Origin of the sequence: Polaribacter sp. ALD11, from assembly GCF_002831685.1 — a bacterium.
In the GTDB taxonomy this organism is placed as follows: domain Bacteria; phylum Bacteroidota; class Bacteroidia; order Flavobacteriales; family Flavobacteriaceae; genus Polaribacter.
Genome location: NZ_CP025119.1, coordinates 1,395,709 through 1,415,621, shown reverse-complemented (window position 1 = coordinate 1,415,621; position 19,913 = coordinate 1,395,709). Strand labels below are relative to the sequence as shown.

Genomic DNA, 19,913 nt, shown 5'->3' with positions numbered 1-19,913 from the left:
CAACTGCGGTAAGTTCATTAACAGGAGAGATGGCAGAGTGGTAATGCAGCAGATTGCTAATCTGTAGCCGGGTAACTGGCTCCAGGGTTCGAGTCCCTGTCTCTCCGCAATTAAAAAGTTACACTCGGGGTGTAGCGTAGCCCGGTCATCGCGCCTCGTTTGGGACGAGGAGGTCGCAGGTTCGAATCCTGCCACCCCGACATAGTTGTACGTAGCAACTTTAAAACTACGGGCTCTTAGCTCAGCTGGATAGAGCACCTCCCTTCTAAGGAGGCGGTCGAAGGTTCGAATCCTTCAGGGCTCACTTAAAGTCTTCTTAACCATTTGGTTTTGAAGGCTTTTTTGTTTTTAGGGGGTCGAAATAGGGGGCTAATTTATTTAATAAAATAGAATAGTAACGTATTTTTTTAAGCTTGATAAAGATTTTTAGAAAGAGTTGCAGTTAATTCATGAAAAATACGTGTCAATGTTTATTGTTTTAAGTCATCATTAATTCCCATTAAAATACTTGAAACCAAAATATTAATTTCTTCTATAGATTTGTTCATAGTTTGAGCCAGTATAATCTCTGGGTTTTCTGCTTTATCTTTTTTTACACTGCTTTTTTTAAGAATATTTATAATCGTATTTTTTAGTTTTTCATTCTGATTTATAATTGGTTTCATTTTTCTGCCAATAATTCTTGCTGCAGTAATTTGTGTATCAAAATTATCATCAAATAAATCTAAATGATTACTATATGCTTCCTCTTCATACAAAGACCAAGCATGCTGTAATAAGAATGAAATATCTTCTAAATCTTTCATTCTTAACTCTGGTTTATCCTCCCATGAAATTAATTTTAAAATGATTAATCCTTCTACAGGTGATACTGGAAGTGTGTAGTTTTCTTCTTTGATGTTTACTGTTTCAATATGTTCTCCTACTTCTTTAAAACCTAATACGGACAACGATAATTCTCTTTCTGTAAAGTTAACGGTGTATTCTTGTTCTATTTTTCCGTAAGGCATCAAATCTAAAACAGTATTTGTTTCATCAAAAACTAATCTGTAAGCTTCTTTTGTAGTTCTAAAACCTCTAGCACATAAAGCTTCAAAAATTGAATTGTATATTTCAAAATCGGGAATCATAACTGCAAAATCAATATCAGCAGTACCTCTTGTGGGTTTTATACCTTGTTTATATAACTGAACATCTCTTGCATTAGCTCCAATTAAGTAATAAGTTATTCCATATTCAGCGAAAACAGTTTCTAAAATAGCATATACTTTTGCGTGATGCGCAAATGAATACTGTTTAAAGGTTTGGTTTGATGTATTCATTAAATAGTATTTGTGCTGTTTCTATATTTCTATTGTTATTACTATATATTAATTCTGCATATATAATTAAAGGATCTACTACATTTTGAATATTAACTCTTTCAATAGGTTTACTAACGATCCAAAAAGGTGCGTAAATGGTGATTTCGCCATTTATATCTGGCACTAGTTTTAATTGTGTTATTATTTCTTGTTTATTCTTATCAGTGAATAATGAAAACTGCTCTGGATTGAGATATTTTGTAATCAATGAAGCTGCAGGTTCACCTGACCAAAGAGCTTCGCTATTGTTCAATTGTGTTTCCCAATTGTTATGTTGTTTAGAAAAAGTAAACCTACCAATTTTATATGCTGGTAGTATTTTTTCGTTACATAACGTTATCCATTTTTCTAATAATTCATCTCTTCTTACTAATTGATATTTCTCCTCTTTATTCCATTTTACTACAAAACCTTCATCTAAAAGCGCTTTCATACATTTACTAACGCTACCTAATGATACTTTACTTATATGTGCTAAATAACGCTGTGTTTCATTAATTTGAGCAGGGTCTTTAAGCAATTGAAAGATAATTTGGGCAGAGGCTTGTGTTAGTATATTCGAATAATTACTAACAGCAGGTTTTGCATTGCCTTGCTCAATGAAAATTTTTAGATTTTTTAAATGAATAAAGGCATTTCCAAAACTATCTATATAATTTATGTTATTTTCTTTTAAGATGTTTTTTGCTTTTGGTGTAATATATTTTGAAGCAATAAGTAGTGGTGTTTTTTTATCTTTTTGATGAATAAAAGAGGTTACACTTTGTGGTCTTATCTCATTCTTTACTTCTATAAATACTTTTTCATTATTTATAGAATAAATAGGCTCTTCGTTTTTTGAGTCATTATTTTGATGTATAATTTCTATATCAAAATTTAAAGTATCAAAAAACTCTTGTATATGTATGAAATTAGTCATTTTTGTTCATTTTTACTTACCGTTCATGTTACATGAACATTCAAATGTACTAAACATTTATTGAAGTGTTATCAATTTATAGCTGTTTTGTTCAATTAATAACAATGTTCATGTTTCATGAACAAGGGTAATTTACTGTTTTATTAAAAATTATAGGGTGTAAAATTTTCATTCCTGGTAAATAATACTATTCTACTAACTCTTTAAAGTGTTCAAATATCATAACCATTGCTAGTGTATCTAACTCACAATATTTAAGTAGAGCTGTTGTCAATTCATCAATTTCTTCTTGCTCCATATCCGTATATTGCAATTTTCCATAGGCTGTAAGTGCTGCACCACCATTATCTATATCTTCAATTTCGGATAATGTATTTTCTAGTTGTTCTTCACTCCAGCCTTCAAATACAGAAGGCAACATTTTATAAGGGTTTTCTATTTTTCCCTCATCAGTTTTCAGCCAAATATGATCTTCAGAAAAATTTTGGCTTGTAACATTGATGTTTTTTATTGGTTGTGAATATTTTTCTTTTAATAAGTTACTGGAGCTTAACGAAGCTGGTAAAACAGCTTTTATAGAATTTGAACCCTTTGTTAACGGATTGTAATAGAAATTTTTTTGAACCACCCATAAATCCACCATATCGCGTTTCCCTTTCCATTTAGTGGTGCTATCATTTTTTGAGTGTGAAATATGTTGAATGAAATCTATTAATTCCTTCTTGTCTGGTTCAGAAGATGATAATAATTGAACATAAATTGCGTTTAATATGGTGTTTTCATGACTAGAATATTTAAAAATTGTTCCTTCATCATTTTCTAAAGCTTTCTTTAGAGAACGAATGAACTCAAAGTTTGGGAAAAAACCTGCTTTGTTGTTTATGTATTCATTGGCATGTTCTATATGTCCATTTTTATAATAAATATGATGAGAATATTGAAAAGCAACTTGCTCATAAGGTTTTAATCCTTTATTAAAGGGTAGCGCTACCGTACTAGTTTCAAAATCTATAAAATGTAAAGGAAAGTTCCAGTTATCGATCTCTTCCTTTAAACCTTCTTTGTCTACAAAATATGAATTATCATTATTTACCGCTTTTTCTATCTGTAGAATTTGTCGATTAGTTCTGCTTAATTTCCCTAATTCTTCCTTTAAATTAATATTTTCTTCAGTGAGCTGATCTTTAAATAAAACACCTTCATTAAATAGTTTTTTACCTTGTGTGAAGTAATAAATATCAAAAATATTTTCTTTATTAAAATCATTTTCTGTCCAAAGGTGCTGTTTCGTAAAACACTCTTTAAACCCAGATTTTAAACCAAGTAGTTCGTCATCATTTGTACAAGTAAATTCACAACTTTTACAAGAGTTAAAACTTGTTGGCCAGTTTGCATATTTATCTTTTAAATAGGCTTCTTTTAAATACTTTATTGATTCTTGAAAAGTCAAACTATCATGATACAAATATTTATTTGATTCAATATCCGCTATAATTTTGGTAACATTTTTTCTTCCTAAAACAGGACTTCCTGTTTCATCTAGTGTTTCTACTTTTTTTATTACACCTGTCCTGTTTTCTCCTTTATTACTGATTCTAAACAATTGATTCAATCCATCAATACTTGATTTTTTAGATTTATCTGCCATCATTAAGTAAGAATGAATGTTCCAAGCAGGGTAGGATAATTGAATAACATACTTTTGAAAAGCAATGTCAAACAAATAAGGTTTCCAACTAGAAACCATTCCACCTTTTTTACCTATAAATAGATTATCATCATCTGGTGTAAAGGATTTCGATTTTACTTCAATCAGCTCAATATTATTTCCTTTTTTCACTAAAACATCTACTCTTATAAATAAGCCATTAACAAGAAAAGCAGGTTCATATATTATTACGTTTTCTTGTTCTAATAATTTTTGTGTTTGTTCCCAAAGTAATTCATAATCTCCATCATTTCCTTCAATAAGAATCCCATTTGGATAATGCATTCTTGCTAATTCTTCTACCTGAAAACCACCCTGTGCTAATGCTTGTAAAAAAGGATCTTCTTGCTTTTTATTAGCATATTCTTTTTTACGAGTGTAGTAAAGTTTGTTTGGACATTCTAGTCCTAATTTAAATCGTGATTTGGTAAGAAGTCTCATAGCGGAGATTTTTGAGTTAATTATTTTAAAAGATGATTACTATTTTTTTGGAGTAGGTTGAATACTTGACCTTAAAATAGTTTCATCTTTAATCGTCATAAAAGGTTCATATAGTTTTTGATAGCCTCTACCTATAACGCCTTGAAATTGATATAATTTTGGATTGGAATTAGAATTTGTTCCTCCTTGTAGAATATGTTTTTCTGAAATACCAGGGTATAAATCGATATAAAAAATATTTTTAATACCTAATTGAAATGCTTTTTTAGAACAAAGCTCACAAGGTGATGCAGTTGTAAAAAGATTGCCTCTTTTTAATCCCTGTCCACCATTTTTAGCAATCTGAAGCATGGCATTCTCTTCTGCGTGCAGAGATCTAGTGTGAACTTGGTTGTCTACCCCTTCATATTTGTTATGAAATGTTTTAAAACAAAAAGAACATGGTCTACCTTCTAATTTTTCATCTATATTTTCAGAAGATGAACTATAGTCGAATTTTATTTTTTCATTAAAACTTTTTCCATCATCATATGTATGTTCTGTATCACCTAATTCGAATTGAGTAAAGCCTATCTTTTTATCATTTACTAAATCCCTTAAATCCCTATTTGCACATGGTGTTTGTCCTTCAGGTACGTCATTCCAGCCAATACCTTTTACGGAAAAACTAGCGTCTGTTACAACAGCACCAACTTGTCTTGAAATACAACCAGAATTTAACTTTGTAGTATGCGCTATTTGCATAATACGCTCAATATAAGTAGGTGTAATTAAACCAGGTTGTTGTATTAGTGCTATTAGTTTTAATATTTGTAATGATAGTGGCTGATAAATATAAAATTCGTTCGTTCTATCTATTTTTTTATTTTTCACCTTTTTTGAAGCTTGTGCAAATTTTTCTATTATAGAATCATTATCTAAAATTTTATCTAAATATGTATGATAATCTGCTTTTTGAACACAATTTTCAACATCAAACCCATCAAATACCCCTGCTTTGAACTCTTTTACTTTATACTCTAACTCGTCTAAATCTGATATTAGTTTTAGGTTTTCTTCTTTATCTGTTGTAAAAGTTTGATTATTGTATTTTTCTTTAATTCTTAATTGTCTTTCTTTTTGATTGCAATTTGAAGAAACCATATAAAAACCAGAATATTTTTCTTTAAAATACATTAACTCATAGGAGTTTTTTAATCTATCAATAATTACATGTGCTACTTTATCTTCTTTTTTTGATGCTTTCCTATGAATTTTGATTAGACGGTTAATGGCATCTGCAATTATATATATATGTTGTAAACCTATATCTTTAGTATTTTCTTTGATTATCTTTATATCTAATGAACCAAAACGTCTTAAACAATATGCTGATACATGCATTAGCTTATGTTTTAGAAACGGACTATAACTATCTAATTTGTCGTGAAAGCATTTTGCAAATTCTTGAAAGTTTTTATTAAAGAAGAAATCGTCGTTAGTTTCCTTTAAAAATTCTAATAAAGTGTCAGTGTTAAAAGAAATGTTTAATTCTGAAAGTGGATTTAATATAGCATCTTTAAATTCTGTTTTCAAGAAAATTGAACTACCCTTTGCAATACCTACTGTTCCACCAAATCGAGGGGTTTCAAAATCATTTTTATAATCTCCTAAACTACAAATCCAATTAGCTATATTTTCTGCAAATTTTTCAGTATCATCATCATAATTATGATGTAATATAAATAAGATTAAAACATTTCTATAATCTAAAACATCAAACCTTACCCAGTTACTATCATATTTAAAAAAATCATTAATCCTTCTAATCTTACTTGATTCACTAGCACTAACTCCTTTGTAAGTTTCTTGAAATTCAGAAAAAAAATCTTTTTGTTTTTTATCCAAATTTTCTTTACTTAATAAATCTGCGATTGCAGTTGCACCAGATTGCATTTTTCCTGTTAAACCTAACAGTATAAAGTTTTTACGTAATTTATAAAAATTGTTTAAACTCATATCTTTTTCTTTTTTTATTTAATTTTTACTCTTTCATAAACATCTCTGCCAAACTTTCTACTTGTATTAAAATGCGACCTGTTTTACCAATAATAGTTGGCGAATCATTTGGTAAATATATTTGTATGGTTTGTGGTTTGATCATTGTCATTCTATTATAACTAGAAATAAATTTTACTGTTTAGCATTGCTTTTACAAGTACTACCTTCCAATTATTAACACCATCTCTTTTTTCTACTGTAGAGTAGTGATTATTAATAAATTTTTCAAGCTTTGTATCATTGTTAAATGAATCTCTTCCATTAGAAATTAGTAAATCTAATTCCGAAATAACTTCATCAGAATCTTCTCTGAAACGTTGTAATAAATTCAACTTACCATAATGACTACCAATAACTTTAAAAAGGTTTGAATCTATTTTAGATACATTTTTTAATTCAAATGTAAATTCTGTCTTCGATATCACATTTACAAACAAATATTGCGAAAGAGGAATTATGTCTGAATAGAGATTTAAAAATAATAACTGCTTATCATCTTTCCAATTTTCTTTCTTTTTAGAGTTGCAAGTCGAACAACAAGGCACTAGATTAATTGGGTTAACCGAAAATTCAGGGAATTCATCCTTTGGGATATAATGATCTAAAGAAGCCACTTTCTCTATTGTGCAATTAGGACAAGTATTTATTCTTTGTTTTAATTCATTTGTTGTTAGCTCTATTTTGAGTTGTATAATAGACTTTCTTTGCGATGAATAAAGCTTTAAGAGATTTGCTTTATCCTCACCATCAAAACCATGCGCAGAAATAGTAAACAAATTATTCTTATTAAACTTATCTTTGTAATCTGCATATGCTTTAGTTATATCAGATTCGTTTTTTAATAAATTATCTTTATCCTCTCCTTTATTCAAACTATCATTAACTATATTTTTATGAAAAGTAAGAGCATTTTTTGAATAACACTTTATATTTTTCATGCTAATTTACTTTTAATATAAATTTTAGCATTTAGACTTAATGGTAATTTATCGTTTTCTATTTTTTCCAGTATAGTTTCGTAATCATAATACTTCTCAATCATTTTATCAAGTATAACTTTATACTGCTTATTGATCTCACTATTAGAAAAAACATCCTCGGTTAATACTGTTAGATTCTCTCCAAAACTTTCCACTCCGATTTTTCTTAATGAAGGCACGTTACTATCTTTCTCCATAACATAAACATTTTTTCCAAATATATTTTGAATTATTATTGGAGAATGTGTTGTTATTAAGCAATAAGAATCAAAGGATTCTACCAATTCATATATTGTACTAATTAGTTGTGAAATTGCGTTTGGATGCAAATGTGTTTCTGGTTCATCAAAAAGTATCAATGAGTCAAATCTAATGTTTGCTATTATTTTTGTCATTATCTCTAACATTATACTTTGCCCTGAACTTAATTTATCAATGACAGCGATAAATTTAGCTTCGTTTATCAAAAACTCATTTTCATCACCAACACCTCGTAAACTATTTGAAACAAACACATCATCTATAACATCTATATCTATAAAGTTTGACAAAATATTTTTCCATTTATATATTCTGTTATGGTACTTTATTTTGCTATAGGCTTCAAGGATTATTTGATTTTTCTCAATTTTGGAAGGAAATTTTTTATCATCATTTAATAAACCACAAAATACATAGTTGAAATCAACTTTATGCTTTGGCTTTTCAAAATTATCAAACACACTGTAAGAAACAGCAATTATTTTACTAAAAATTGGTTTATGAGGTTTAAATGAATTTTCTTTGGACTCTGATATATCAACTGGTAAATTTGTTATAAGTTGTGTTTTACCTGCTCCATTTTTACCTATAATAGCAAAAATTCTATCAGAAAACTCTAAAGAATCATTGAAACTTAAATTAATATCAACGGGAGTAGATGAATAGTTTGGTGTAAAATTATATATGAACTTGTATTTGTCCTCTAGGTTTATTCCTTCTAGAATTGGTTTAATGTTTCTGGAAAGTTGTTCTGCATAATCTCCTCTTGTTAAAGAATATTGATAAATAGTATTAGTACTAAATTTATCATTAATTTCAATAAAATATGCAGCATCCTTTAAGGCAAATAAAATACTAGATAATTTGTGTTTAAAAATTCTTTGAAGATTTTTATAATAATCTTCATCTTGACCAAGTGAACAGAATCCATTATTTAGTATATTAAATTGTTTATCAATTACTTCTAATGTGACATCACTTTTACCATCTGTTATTTTTAAATCTCCTATTTTTGTAATATCACGTATTCCGTTATGATAAAATAATCGAAATGTAGTCTCACTCCCATAATCATCCCAATTATTTGAACTTAAATTAAAATAAGGATATTCCACGTTTTCAGAGTTAAAACCATCAACAATAAAAGGTATAGAGTTTTCTAATATATCACTTTTATCATTTTCCTTTCTTTTTTTTAAGGTATAAATAGGTAAGTCTTCCTTATAGTCAGAAACAGCTAAATTGTATTTAATACTTGCTAATTCAACATTAACCAGAGTTACATAAAATTCTATATTTTGTAAATCTTTTCTAAAATCTGGATGAACTAATGTTTCTAAAAATTTAGTAAAAAATTCATCACTTTCTAATAAATTAAATCTATCTAAAAATGTATATTCATAAGACCAATCATCATTGTTAATTAGATGTTGAACAGCATCATCATAGCCATTAGACCATCTAGTATCATTTGGAGAAGGGAGTGCTTTTAAATCCCAAATGTTATTTAAAAATCTAACAATACCATCATACCCTTCATCCTCTACTGCGTTAAAAGCATTAGGATAATTATTTATTTTTCTAAAAAGTTTTGACTTTAACTCTTTTGTGTATTTCACCATTATTAATCCTAAATTTCAACTTTACTCTCACCCTCAAAAACCGCCCTCAAACAACTCTGCATTAACTGCACACTATGTTCTTGGCTTTGCTGTACTTCTTGCTCTAAACTATCACATAAACCCATTAAAGCATTTACTTTTATTATTTTTATTTCCAGTCTTTTAACATCACAATTAATCTTTTAATTAATTGAGTCCACACGTTTTTTCTAAATTCTTGTTCATTTACAATATCTACTTTGTTATTAATTGACTCTTCTACCAAAGCATCAACAATTGCTTCTGCTGATGTAGTATAAGGATCTACTTTATTTATATGATTTTCAATTGATAAATAAGCAACTCTACCTGAATTTCTAATTATTTTCCCATAAGACTCTCTGTACCTTCTATAACCGTAGGCTTCTTTATGATTGCCTTTACCACTTTGCAAATTCTCAAAGATTTCAATCTCTTTTAAACCAACTTTTTTGGGTACACCAGTAAATTCATTTACATTTTGTAAATAATTATCTATTTCTCTTTGTAAACTAATCCATTCTTTGTGGTCTGTGGCTTTAAAAGCAAGAGCATTTTTGTGTAAATTAATTAATTCTGTAAAATATTTTGTTGATTGTTCTTGCTTGGGAAGCATTTCTGTTAAAATCATTAATTCCCATTGATGAAATAGTAAAGAATAATCTACTCCTACATTACAAGATTTTAAAAAATTTGGATAAAAATGTTCTTCATAATTTTCTCCAAAACCACTAAAACTTTTTGAATTATAATGATTAAAAGTAAACAACAAGTTACCTAACCAATCTGGTAAACCTAAATTAGTAGGAAAGTCTTCATAATTCTCTAAAACACATTCAGAAGATGTAAATGTTTTTGATGTTTTAAATAATTCATGTGCTATCTCTTGCGCAGATTTAGGGTCTATTTTCTTCTTTAACCAATCTTGCGTTGCGAGTATATATTTTTCCTTTATTTCTTGACTATCATTAAATGACAATAACATATCTTATTTTTTATTTTTCAAAAACCTCCCGCAAACAACTCTGCATTAACTGCTCACTATGTTCTTGGCTTTGTAGCACTTCTTGCTCTAACTTATCACATAAACTCATTAATGAATTTACCATTTGAACGATGGCTTTTTGTTCTTCTAGTGGTGGAAGTGGTAGAATTGTGTTTTTAATTTTACCAACATTTAAATTAGGTTGTGCTCCTCCTTCTGCTAAAAGTCTAATTTCATCATATATTTTTCTAAAGAAGTATTTTATATATTCTTTAAAATCTTTTGAGTTTTTATAGAAAACCATTGCAGCAACAGCTTGATTAGTTGCTCCAGGAATAACTAATTCACTTATTTGCCCACGAGTTTTACCTTGACCATACATTGCAATTATTAATGTTCCTTCTGGGAAAACTTTACAATTTGTTTCTTTTAGAGCTTTTTCTGTAATTAGTTTTTCTGATTCTTTTGCAAACAAATCATTAGTGGCTGAACTTGTATACCAAGGAACTTCACCTCCATAGTAAGATGAATCGGAAGTTGCAGGTGTAGAACCTGTACCTACATTTACTAAATCTTGTAATCTACACCAAACCCAACCTTCAGGCAAAGCATAAGGAATTTCCTCTTTAGAAATTTTTGGTAAGACTTTTTCCTTTTTTATTTTTTTTTCTTTAATAAGTTGTGCTTTCTCTTTTTGGATACGTTTTAGTAAAATAGAAGCATCTTCTGTATCTGGATTATTTTCTCGCCAATCTGCTGTTAACTTTCCTTGTACAGCTAATTGTAAAACCGTTTCTCTTAACTTTTTAATATTAGAGGTTTCATTAAAGAAGCTTTTAAAATGGTCTTGTAGATAAACCCATTCTTGTTTTGCATTATCTGTAGTGAGCTGTTTTAAAGCAGAAGTTATAAAGTATTCTTTTAAACCAATTCGTTTAACTGTTAATTGCTCTAATTGTTCTACTTCTTTAAAAAGGGTTTCTACTACTTTTACAATTTCTTTTTGTTCTTCAAGTGGTGGGACAGAAACAGGAATTTGCAACCACTTGTTTTTATTAATCATTGGAGTTGCAGAACCTGTTGACCTTTCCCAAATTTCTTTTTGAAAATATGGTGATTGACAGATAATTTTAACATATTCGACAAGTGAATAAATAGGTGTTAAAATATTTATTTGTTGATTACAACTTACATCTATTCTATTTATATTGCATTTCCCCATACTACCTCCAATGCATACCATCATTAAGGAGTTAGAGTCAATTAATCTTCCTTTTTCCAAACCTACTTTTGACAATCCTTCTTTAGGATACAACATTGTACTATTAGAAATATCTGCTGGTCCTAAAAAGGGAATATATGTTCCATAATTTTCAGGATTTTTAGTTGGAGGTGTTGTTCCTGTTTGTGCAGAACCTAATGCTCCCAAATTATCCCATTTCCATTTAATTGGTACTTGAAAAGGAACTTCATCATCCATTTCAGGTAAAGGTTTTTCTTTTTTTAATATTTTATCCTTTACAAGTTGTTCTTTTTCTATTTGCGTTCGTTTCAATAATTCTATAGCAGTTAAAGCATCTGGGTTCTCTGTTCTCCAATTAGCTGTCAATTTCCCCTGTATTGCCAATTGTAAAATCAAACCTTTTAATTCTTGGGCATTTTTAGGTCTAACCGTAAGTTCTTTAAAATGTTTTAGTAACTGCATATTATTTTAAAGCTTCAGTTAATACATTTATAATTTCGTCTTGTATAGAAGAAATCTTCTTTTCGGTTATTCTATATTTTTCTAACAATATTTCTGGACTTGCTAAAGTATCTATCTCTTGGTGTGGGTTTTTAATATCTAAATTATATCCTCTTTTTTTAATTTCTTCAATAGAAACTTTCCAAGCTTGTGTGTTTTCTTCACGGTTGTTCCACCAAGATTTTTCAGTATCAAACTCTTTGATATGAATCGGCTTTCCTTTATTATAGCTTTTTACACCTTCAGGATAAGGGTGCTCATAATACCAAATTTCTTTAGTGGGTGTTCCTTTATCAAAAAATAATAAATTAGTTTTAATACTCGTGTATGGGTTAAAAACACCATTAGGTAAACGCACAATGGTATGCAAGTTACATTTGTCTAATAACTCTTCTTTTAGACGTGTTTTCATGCCTTCGCCAAACAAAGTTCCATCTGGTAAAACGATTGCACAACGTCCGTTATTTTTTAAAAGTTTTATGATTAAAGCTAAAAATAAATCGGCAGTTTCTTTGGTTCTAAACTTTTTTGGGAAGTTAGTTTCTGTCCCATCTTCTTCAACGCCACCAAAAGGAGGGTTAGAAAGTATAATATCTAATTTGTCTTTTGCTCCCCAATCTGCATAAGGTTTACTTAATAAATTGTCTCTACGAACTACAGGTAAATCAAAACCGTGTAACATTAGGTTTGTGGTACACAATAAATGAGGTAATGGTTTTTTCTCAATACCACGTATCGATTTTTGTAAGATGTCTCTGTCTTTTGGTGTTTTTACTTGATTACGAACGCCATCAATAGTACAAGTTAAAAATCCACCTGTTCCACATGCAGGATCTAAAACGCTTTCTCCTAATTGTGGGTTAATCATATCTACCATAAACTGCGTAACAGCTCTTGGTGTGTAATATTCACCAGAAGAACCTGCAGATTGCAGATCTTTTAGAATAGTTTCATACAAATCATTAAACACATGACGTTCTGAAGTGCTATTAAAATCTATTTCATTAATAACATTTATTACTTGACGAAAAAGCGTTCCGTTTTTCATGAAATTATAAGTATCATCAAATACAGAACGTATAATTTTTGCTTGTGGACTTATCGTAATATCTAAATCTTTTAGAGTAGGAAATAATTCGGTTTCAATAAACTCCATTAATTCATCACCAGTCTTTCCTTCATCATCTGCTGCCCAATTTTGCCATTTTAAATGTTCAGGAATAGGCGATTCGTAATTATCTATGGTAATTTCCCATTCTTCTTCTTTATCGGCAAATATTTTCATAAAAAGCATCCAGACCATTTGCGAAATACGCTGTGCATCTCCATCTACTCCTGTGTCTTTTCGCATAATATCTCTTATGCCTTTTATGTTGGTTGTTATGTTGCTCATTAAACTACTGTTTCAAATCTTTGGTTAATATACTGTGCTACTTCTGTAATGTCTATTTCTTGTGATGAATTTCCGCTACGCACATAAAATCGTTTGCTTTTTCCACCATTTTTATCTGTAATCTCTGTATATACAGGTCTTAATCCTTGCTTTATTTCTACAACACAAATTTCCGTTTCATTTACTTCAGGAAATGTTATTTCTATATTATTTGTAGCAAAATCAACTCCGTAATTTTGATTGATTAAATTTCTTAAATGTAACTCAAATTCATCTTTATTGGCGTCTTTTAAGGTTTTATAATCATTTTCTAAACCTATAATATCTTGTTCGTCTGTAACTCCCATAATTAGAGTACCTCCTTGACCATTAGAGAATGCAGCTAAAGTTTTTAAGATTACTTGCTCTAATTTTTTATTTACTTTATTTTCTCTCATGTCATAACGCATGGTTGTTTTAAATTCAACCTGCGAATTTTCACCAGACATTATCATTTCTACAATATCCATATCTAAAGATTCATAGTTTGTTTCTGTGATATTATTTAAGAAATAATTGAGTTCTTTTGCCAAAAGAATTCTTCTTTTTTCTAAAAAAAGTTCAAAATTCTCCATTTTCCACAACTCCTTATCTTGTGGAATGCATTGTTTTTCTAAAGCATCAGGAAAGTGTATTGAGGTATCTTCTAAATAACCTTCTGCTAAATGGTTGCTTTTTTTGCGATTACCAAGTTGTGTTAGAATTGCCCTGTTCGTTATTTCTTGTGCAAGACTATATTTTACTCTATTGTTTCTATTATAACCCTCAAGTTTTAATAAAGAATACGGAAAAATATGATCCCATTCGAGTTCGTATTTTTTACCCATATTTTTACGAATATTAATACCTGTTGTAAAGCAAATTGCTCCTTTGCTTTTGAAATAAAAATTCATTAGACCCCAAAGAGCATGACTAATTCCTATACCTACAAATTCATCTTTACTAATTTCTAAAGGACGTTCTGCAGCTATTATCGATAAAAGTTTATCAAAAGGATTTTCATCTTTAGCAACAATGCCAATATCTTTATCTAATTTCTGTTGTAACTGACTAACATAACGTTGACGAATTTGAGAATAATAAAACCATTTTATTACTTTCTTAATTTCTATTTGGGTAAGTTTTTTTGAACCTTTATTGTAAGCATAAACAATAATTGGTACAAAGGCATAAACAGAGTTAACTTCTTTAGTATGGTCTATATATGCTTGACTTTTTAATACGTTAAAAACATAATCTAACACGTCTTCATCTAATCTTTTCCATGCTTTTTTTATGTTTTCTTTATTATCTTGACTGTGTAGTTTGTCTAATTTAGAACCCATATTATGCAATATGCCTAACAGTACATAAACGATAAAATCGAGCTTAAAAACATAACCATCTTTCTCTAATTGAACGAGTTTAGTTTTAAATAAATCTCTAGCTTCTGGCCAATACCCAGAAATTTGCGCCAATGCTAATTCAGCATCTGTAAGATTTACTCCACTCGCATTTACAATATAAAAAATATCAATTGCTTCCTTTAAAGAGGCTTTTGGTGGTATAATTTGCTCTTGAAAATCTCTATCTTTTATTTTTTCAATAGCTCTAAAATTATCATCAATTAAATCTGATTTTTCTCTTTCTACTCGCTCTCCATCTAAATTAACTTCTAATTGATGTATTACATCTCTATATCTAATTTTTCCTTGAAAAATATCTGTAATGTTTACCCATAAAGGGTCATTTTGCATTATTGTTATTTTATAATATTCAAGAACTAAAGTTTGAACATTTACATATAGGTTTCTTATGTCAACTAAAATTTCATGTTTTTTATAATAAGGAGGTATGTTACCTGTCATTAACATATATAATGTAGTAATACGTTGTTGACCATCTAAAATTAATTTTACAGCACCTTGTCGTTCATCGTATTTGTGTTCTCCTTTTAATTCTGGCGGATAATTAGTCTCCCAAGTAAGCATTGTGCCAGTTGGGTAGTCTTGGATTAATGATGAAACTAAATCTTTAGCGTTTTTTCTTTTCCAAACATATTCTCTTTGGAAAGCAGGTATAAAAAGTTGTTTTTCATCAATCTTATCGATTATTTGAGATATTTTCATTTTTAAGCAATATTATATATTTCGTTTTCTAATTCTTTAACAGCTTTTTCAAAGTCTTTACGCTTTCCAAAGGCTCTCACTAACTCAACAGGTGATCCCATTTCATTTAAAGGCTTTACTTTAAGGATAGAGCCTTGTTCAATTGACACAATACCCTCTTGTTCGTATTTATCTAGTAAACTCTTTAATACTTTTTGAGCAGTATCAGAGTATTTACTAAAGTAGTTGCGCTTACGAACATTGTTTGCTCTTTCAGTTCTTGTTAAAGCAGGTTGGTCAAATGCGATATGGCAAATTAAATCGAAATCGTCTAAATCTAATCCAACATCTTCACGAAGCGCTTCTAACAAAACTCCGTGTTCTGCTAATTCCTTTATTAATTCTTCTTTCTTTTCAGATGCATTCCATTTTTGAAGGAAATCATCTAAAGAAGAAAACTCCTTGGTAATGTTTTTTCTTGAGTAATCTTTTAAAGACTCTGTAATTAGCTTACCATCCTTTCCATAATACTGAACTCGCTCATTTACTATAGAAACAGGAACTTGGTTCACATAATATTTTCTAACTTCTGTTTCTTCATTGTCGATATTTATATCTGGAGTTGTTGGTCTAAAATCATCAGGAATTAATGGTTCTTCACCATCACTTGGTAATGTAATGTCATCTTCTTCTGGAGGAACAACTGGTTGACCATCTGTTGGTTCATAAATTTGAACAGGATCTCCATCAAAATCGGGTCTTGCAAAAATATTAGTGGCTTTTCTAAAGTCCATAATAGTAAAAAAGACTTTACCTTCAGCTTCACGTATTCTTGTTCCTCTACCAATTATTTGTTTGAATTCTGTAACGGATTGTATATTGGATTCTAAAACAATAAATTTCACCATTTTAGTATCTATACCTGTAGTTAACATTTTAGAAGATGTTGCAATTACAGGAAAACGTTCTTCTACATCTGTAAAATTATCTAATTCTTGTTTTCCAACTTCATCATCACCAGTAATTTTTACACAATAGTTCCAGTTTTTAGCGACTAAATCTGCGTTTTCGTTTATCAATGCTTGTCGCATTCTATTAGCATGATCTATATCTACACAAAAAACAATTGTTTTTGCATATCGATCAGTTGCTTTTAAATATTCAGTAATTTTCTTTGCTACAATTTCGGTTCGTTCGTCAATAGCTAATTTTTTATCATAATCTTTTAAATTATAGATTCTATCCTCAATTTCATGTCCGTATTTATCGACTAAACCTGCTGTTGGTCTCCAACCCTCATCTACACTTGTAGTAATTCTTACAACTTTATAAGGTGCTAAAAAACCATCATCAATTCCCTGTTTTAAAGAATACGTATAAACAGGTTCGCCAAAGTACTCCATATTAGAAACATCTTTTGTTTCTTTTGGTGTTGCAGTTAAACCGATTTGAGTTGCAGAAGAGAAATAGTCTAAAACTTCTCTCCATGCAGAAGCTTCTGAAGCAGAACCTCTATGACATTCGTCAATTACTACTAAATCGAAGAAATCCTTACTAAATTCTTTGTAAGCATTTTTAGAATCGTCTGTACTTGTTAAACCTTGGTATAATGCAAAATAAATTTGATAAGATTTATCAATTTTTCTATTTTTAATGATATGCATAATATCATTCCCAAAAGGGGAGAAATCTCCATTTTTAGTTTGAGTTAGTAGTGCATTTCTATCTGCTAAAAATAGAATACGTTTTTTTATACCAGTTTTCCATAAACGCCAAATAATATTAAATGCGGTATAGGTTTTACCTGTACCTGTTGCCATTACTAATATAATTCTGTTTTGTTCTTTAGCAATTGCTTCTAAAGTTCTATTAACTGCATTTTGTTGATAATATCTGGGTGTCATTCCACTATCATCTGCATAATAATCTTTAGCAACAATTTCTTTTGCCTTGGGAGTTTCAATTTTATTATGGACTAAATATTTTTGCCATAACTCTTCTGGTGAAGGAAAACTGTCTAAAGTTAATTCCTGTTCTAAATTACCTTCTTTTCTTGTTTTGTCATGAAATACGAAAGAATCTCCGTTAGAAGTAAAAATAAAAGGGATTTGAAGTATCTCGGAATATTCCAATGCTTGTTGCATTCCGTGACCAACTGCTTTTTTATTGTCTTTGGCTTCGATAATGGCAATAGGGATATTAGATTTATAGTAAAGTATATAATCTGCTCTCTTACTTTTACCTCTGGTATATAATTTACCCTGCACAATAATTCTACCATCTGTAAAAGAAACTTCTTCTCTTACTTGGGTTCTCATGTTCCATCCAGCTTTTTCAATAGCAGGATTTATAAATTTAGTGCAGATGTCTCTTTCGGAAAGGTTCTTCTTATTCATAGCCTATAAAAATAAGAAAACGGATTGATATATAATTATGGATTTCCATAATTATATAAAACTATAATTATTTAAAAATATTTTTAGATTTTAAAATAAAGTAGATTGTGAAAAGTCTGCTTGATTGGTAGTAAAATCATATCGAAATTTACCTCTAATGAATTTAGTAATTTATCAAAATCAATTAAATCTTAAATCAAATTGAGTAATAAATTTTTAATCGATAGGAAAATTATTTTCTTCATATTCCTCAATTATATTGGATACAGAAACCAATTCTGCATCGACATTTTTACCCGAATCAAGCTTCTTAATTAAAAATTCTAATTGAATTTTTGCATTGATATAGTTCTCTTCTACTGTCATACGAATTTAAAATATTTTGATTGTAACGATTATGATTTGTTGTTAGCCTAAATTTATGAAATTTTAAAGATTTGGCATAATTTTTAAAAATACTATTTCAAATAAATTTTAATACTTAACTTTTTTGTTTCAAGTTTATTAATAAAAATATCAATGGATTTTTATTAATTATGAATAGTAAAACCCAACAATGGTTTAGGGATGGAGTTAGAGATTCTAAAGAAAGCGGTTTTATAGATTTTTACGTTTTAAAAAGAGTTTGATTTACTATTCAATCAGAGCTTCAAAATCAAACTTTTTTTAAAATGTGCCCTAGCGGCAGGCGTCACGTTTTAATTAGTTTTGAGTATTTTATTTAAAGTTATTATTTTTCCCCATGTTGTTTAAGAAGTCTGTGATTCCTTTTTGCAATGAAATAGGAGTATTGGAAATTCTTTTTTGAGTTGGCAGTTTGTCCATATTTTCTTTAGGGATTAATGTCAGATAAAGTTGGTCATTTGCTCGTTGCCATTGTCCAAAAACATATTCAACATCTGGTTCTATAACTATTTTTTGTTTAAATGTAACAAGTCCAGCAAATTTAGGGCTATCTGGGTGATTTTGAAATTCGTTAATAGTAAGCTTAAACTTTAACCCATTAGTTTCTGTATTTATAGTAACAGAGTTTTCTGGTTGATTTTCTTTGCTTTTTGAAATAATAATTTCGTCTTTACAGGCAACTAATTTTGCTACATATTCGTAATTTGTTATGTAATTATTCCAAGAATCTTTATGAAGTATTAACAGATTTTGATTCTCTATGTTGTATAAAGCCTTAATTAATTGCTTAAAATTTTCAGGACCAAGTTTACTTCCATAATAGTTTTTGAGATCATTAAAATTTATTTCTAAAGCATGTTTTAAAACAGCTTTATCAAAGTTTGATAAATTTTCCCAATTTTTATTTTCAATAGCATTATTCAATTTTTCATTTAACTCGTTCTTCTTTTTTTGATACACTAAATTGGCTTGAATTCTTTCTTCTTCCTTGCAATGATTACAAGTGAAACCATCAGTATATCTTCCTTTTTGTAAGTTTAAAACGTGTGCAAAGCTTGATTGACTTGTGGTCTTATGCTTTTCATAAGAAGTACAGTTTTTACAAAGTATGTGTAATGAAACTTCCACAAACTTCTTATTTAAATTATTTAATTCAGATTGACTAATATCAAATCTGTTTGTAATGAATGTTGGAGAGTTTAAAAATTTAGTGTCTTTAAGTTCCCAGTAAAGTTGAATAATTTTTTTGTTTTCTTCAGAACAGTTTTCTGAAATATTGAGTTGAATATTGGTGATTTTTTTGTGTTGATTATCCATGTTTTTTGTGAAAAAAAAGCGTGGAACTCAAACTTCGGAATCAGAGGTATCGCCAAGAAACCCATCCACCAAAAGAAAGAGCCCACGCAGAACGTGGGCGTCTTAACTTTGAAATAGGTGGATTAAAAAATTGGCGATTTTCTGATCCTAAATCAAAAGCTAAACGCTTTATATGTTATAATTTTTTTACATCT

General features: G+C 29.3%; 13 protein-coding genes and 3 tRNA genes. 3 read left to right on the top strand and 13 right to left on the bottom strand.

Annotated features, from left to right (window positions below; genetic code table 11):
* Positions 1-23: 23 nt before the first annotated feature.
* The 3 genes from CW731_RS06325 to CW731_RS06315 all read left to right on the top strand — a co-directional run bounded on the left by CW731_RS06325 (position 24) and on the right by CW731_RS06315 (position 304).
* Positions 24-107: transfer RNA gene (locus CW731_RS06325), tRNA-Ser, on the top strand.
* 18 nt (positions 108-125) lie between these two features.
* Positions 126-200 (top strand) — tRNA-Pro (locus CW731_RS06320).
* A gap of 30 nt (positions 201-230) precedes the next feature.
* A tRNA-Arg gene (locus CW731_RS06315) sits at positions 231-304 on the top strand.
* 166 nt (positions 305-470) lie between these two features.
* On the opposite strand, the gene CW731_RS06310 is transcribed toward CW731_RS06315, so the two are convergent.
* The 13 genes from CW731_RS06310 to CW731_RS06255 form a co-directional block, all read right to left on the bottom strand.
* Positions 471-1,322, bottom strand: a complete 852-nt coding sequence (locus CW731_RS06310) for a nucleotidyl transferase AbiEii/AbiGii toxin family protein (RefSeq protein ID WP_100945924.1) — start codon at positions 1,320-1,322, stop codon at positions 471-473.
* Positions 1,297-2,283, bottom strand: coding sequence for a type IV toxin-antitoxin system AbiEi family antitoxin (locus CW731_RS06305; RefSeq protein ID WP_100945923.1), 987 nt, complete (start codon positions 2,281-2,283; stop codon positions 1,297-1,299). The genes CW731_RS06310 and CW731_RS06305 overlap by 26 nt, the downstream gene beginning before the upstream one ends.
* A 187-nt stretch (positions 2,284-2,470) precedes the next feature.
* Positions 2,471-4,432 (bottom strand): DUF2779 domain-containing protein, encoded by a 1,962-nt coding sequence (locus CW731_RS06300; protein ID WP_100945922.1) that lies wholly within the window; start codon positions 4,430-4,432, stop codon positions 2,471-2,473.
* A 39-nt stretch (positions 4,433-4,471) separates the two neighbouring features.
* Positions 4,472-6,430: a hypothetical protein gene (locus CW731_RS15790; RefSeq protein WP_100945921.1), complete on the bottom strand. Its 1,959-nt coding sequence runs from the start codon at positions 6,428-6,430 to the stop codon at positions 4,472-4,474.
* 161 nt (positions 6,431-6,591) lie between these two features.
* The gene (locus tag CW731_RS06290) at positions 6,592-7,410 is read right to left on the bottom strand and encodes an HNH endonuclease (protein WP_100945920.1); all 819 of its coding nucleotides are present in this window, start codon (positions 7,408-7,410) and stop codon (positions 6,592-6,594) included.
* Positions 7,407-9,335, bottom strand: a complete 1,929-nt coding sequence (locus CW731_RS06285; protein WP_100945919.1) for an AAA family ATPase — start codon at positions 9,333-9,335, stop codon at positions 7,407-7,409. Before CW731_RS06285 ends, CW731_RS06290 begins: the two co-directional genes overlap by 4 nt.
* Before the next feature lie 148 nt (positions 9,336-9,483).
* Positions 9,484-10,338, bottom strand: coding sequence for a hypothetical protein (locus tag CW731_RS06280; RefSeq protein WP_100945918.1), 855 nt, complete (start codon positions 10,336-10,338; stop codon positions 9,484-9,486).
* Between the two features lie 10 nt (positions 10,339-10,348).
* On the bottom strand, positions 10,349-12,043 hold the full coding sequence (locus CW731_RS06275) for a restriction endonuclease subunit S (RefSeq protein WP_100945917.1): 1,695 nt from the start codon (positions 12,041-12,043) through the stop codon (positions 10,349-10,351).
* A 1-nt stretch (position 12,044) separates the two neighbouring features.
* Positions 12,045-13,475 (bottom strand): class I SAM-dependent DNA methyltransferase, encoded by a 1,431-nt coding sequence (locus CW731_RS06270; protein ID WP_100945916.1) that lies wholly within the window; start codon positions 13,473-13,475, stop codon positions 12,045-12,047.
* Positions 13,475-15,622 (bottom strand): DUF262 domain-containing protein, encoded by a 2,148-nt coding sequence (locus CW731_RS06265; protein ID WP_100945915.1) that lies wholly within the window; start codon positions 15,620-15,622, stop codon positions 13,475-13,477. Before CW731_RS06265 ends, CW731_RS06270 begins: the two co-directional genes overlap by 1 nt.
* A gap of 2 nt (positions 15,623-15,624) precedes the next feature.
* Entirely contained in the window at positions 15,625-17,997 is a 2,373-nt protein-coding gene (gene hsdR, locus CW731_RS06260) for an EcoAI/FtnUII family type I restriction enzme subunit R (RefSeq protein ID WP_100945914.1), read from the bottom strand.
* A 216-nt stretch (positions 17,998-18,213) separates the two neighbouring features.
* Positions 18,214-18,363 (bottom strand): hypothetical protein, encoded by a 150-nt coding sequence (locus CW731_RS15560; RefSeq protein WP_157812199.1) that lies wholly within the window; start codon positions 18,361-18,363, stop codon positions 18,214-18,216.
* A 351-nt stretch (positions 18,364-18,714) separates the two neighbouring features.
* Entirely contained in the window at positions 18,715-19,719 is a 1,005-nt protein-coding gene (locus CW731_RS06255; RefSeq protein ID WP_100945913.1) for a hypothetical protein, read from the bottom strand.
* Positions 19,720-19,913: the final 194 nt, after the last annotated feature.

Bases quoted from the DNA above. Each gene is read 5' to 3' on its own strand.
- CW731_RS06310 (WP_100945924.1), bottom strand. From the start codon at position 1,322: ATGAATACATCAAACCAAACCTTTAAACAGTATTCATTTGCGCATCAC.
- CW731_RS06305 (WP_100945923.1), bottom strand. From the start codon at position 2,283: ATGACTAATTTCATACATATACAAGAGTTTTTTGATACTTTAAATTTT.
- CW731_RS06300 (WP_100945922.1), bottom strand. From the start codon at position 4,432: ATGAGACTTCTTACCAAATCACGATTTAAATTAGGACTAGAATGTCCA.
- CW731_RS15790 (WP_100945921.1), bottom strand. From the start codon at position 6,430: ATGAGTTTAAACAATTTTTATAAATTACGTAAAAACTTTATACTGTTA.
- CW731_RS06290 (WP_100945920.1), bottom strand. From the start codon at position 7,410: ATGAAAAATATAAAGTGTTATTCAAAAAATGCTCTTACTTTTCATAAA.
- CW731_RS06285 (WP_100945919.1), bottom strand. From the start codon at position 9,335: ATGGTGAAATACACAAAAGAGTTAAAGTCAAAACTTTTTAGAAAAATA.
- CW731_RS06280 (WP_100945918.1), bottom strand. From the start codon at position 10,338: ATGTTATTGTCATTTAATGATAGTCAAGAAATAAAGGAAAAATATATA.
- CW731_RS06275 (WP_100945917.1), bottom strand. From the start codon at position 12,043: ATGCAGTTACTAAAACATTTTAAAGAACTTACGGTTAGACCTAAAAAT.
- CW731_RS06270 (WP_100945916.1), bottom strand. From the start codon at position 13,475: ATGAGCAACATAACAACCAACATAAAAGGCATAAGAGATATTATGCGA.
- CW731_RS06265 (WP_100945915.1), bottom strand. From the start codon at position 15,622: ATGAAAATATCTCAAATAATCGATAAGATTGATGAAAAACAACTTTTT.
- hsdR (WP_100945914.1), bottom strand. From the start codon at position 17,997: ATGAATAAGAAGAACCTTTCCGAAAGAGACATCTGCACTAAATTTATA.
- CW731_RS15560 (WP_157812199.1), bottom strand. From the start codon at position 18,363: ATGACAGTAGAAGAGAACTATATCAATGCAAAAATTCAATTAGAATTT.
- CW731_RS06255 (WP_100945913.1), bottom strand. From the start codon at position 19,719: ATGGATAATCAACACAAAAAAATCACCAATATTCAACTCAATATTTCA.